The organism is Cyanobium sp. NIVA-CYA 375 (assembly GCF_056108345.1).
In genome coordinates, this window is the sequence record NZ_JBSYHW010000208.1 from 1 (window position 1) to 1,430 (window position 1,430).

Sequence of the window (1,430 nt, forward strand, 5' to 3'; positions counted from 1 at the left end):
CCTGGGCCTCGTCGCGCGGCGGGCTCGTGGTGGGTGCCGGCAACTTCAACGGCGACCGGATGTTCATCGACAACCGCATCGTCGCCACGCCCACCGTGAACAGCGGCGCCACCCTCTCGGGCGTGACCGGCGTCATCGACTACAGCTTCAACAACTACCGCCTGGTCCTGACGCAGAGCGCCACGGTGGTGAACAACCCGCTGCTGCGCGAGAGCGCGGTGATCCCGAGCGGGCACTTCGGCCTGGCCAGCTACAACGTGGAGAACCTCGGCGGCACCGACAGCGCGGCGCGCTTCACCGCCATCGCCGGGCAGATCGCCGGCAACCTGGGCGCACCGCACCTGATCAGCCTGCAGGAGGTGCAGGACAACAACGGCAGCACCAACAACGGCACGGTCGCCGCCGACCTGACGCTGGGCAACCTGGCCGGCGCGCTGAACGCGGCCACCGGACGCAACTACGCCTGGGTCACGGTGAACCCGGTGAACAACGCCGACGGCGGCGAGCCCGGCGGCAACATCCGCCAGGCCTTCATGTACGACACCAGCCGCGTCAGCTTCGCGGGCGTGGTGGGCGGCTCGCTCGACGCCGTGAGTGCCAGCGCCACGGCCACCGGCCAGATCATGCTGAGCCTGGGCGCCGGCCGCATCGACCCCACGAACCCCGCCTTCGCCAACAGCCGCAAGCCGCTGGTCACGGAGTTCACGGTCGACGGGCAGCAGATCATCGTCATCGCCAACCATTTCAACAGCAAGGGCGGCGATCAGCCCCTGTTCGGGCCGACACAGCCGCCGCAGAACGGCACCGAGGTGCAGCGCCTGCAGCAGGCGCAGGCGGTGGCCAGCTTCGTGGCCGGGCTGCTGGCGATCAACCCGTTCGCCAACATCGTGGTCACGGGCGACCTGAACGACTTCCAGTTCGCCAGCTCGCTGGCGCCGCTGGAGGCCGCGGGACTGACCAACCTGACGAACTCGCTGCCCGAGAACGAGCGCTACACCTATGCCTTCCAGGGCAACCTGCAGGCGCTGGACCACATGTACGTGTCGCCCAACCTGCTGAACGCGAGCGGGCTGGTCTACGACGTGGTGCATGCCAACAGCGAGTTCACCGACCAGGTGAGCGACCACGACCCGGTCCTGATGAGCATGGCCTTCGTGCCGGCGCCGGTGCCCGAGCCGGCCACGTGGCTGATGATGGCGCTCGGGGTGGCGGGTCTGGTGGCCCGGGCGCGGCGCGGCCGCTGAAGGCGCCCTAGACGGGCCGCGCCCAGCCCGGCGCCGGCCCGCCTGCGATCACCACGCGAACGGCGCAGGGCCAGCCCGGGGCGGCCTGCTCGAGCTGCCCGAGCGCGCGGGCGCCGGCCTCGTCGAGCGTGCCGGCATCCAGCACGATCAGCGTTGCGCGCCGGGGCCTGAAGCCGGCCACCGACG

1 protein-coding gene is annotated in these 1,430 nt (G+C 70.8%); it reads left to right on the top strand.

Annotation, left to right across the window (positions count from 1 at the left end; translation table 11 throughout):
* On the top strand, positions 1 to 1,244 hold a 1,244-nt coding region (locus tag AC01FP_RS17590; protein WP_474482015.1), incomplete at its 5' end, for an endonuclease/exonuclease/phosphatase family protein.
* Positions 1,245 to 1,430 lie beyond the last annotated feature (186 nt).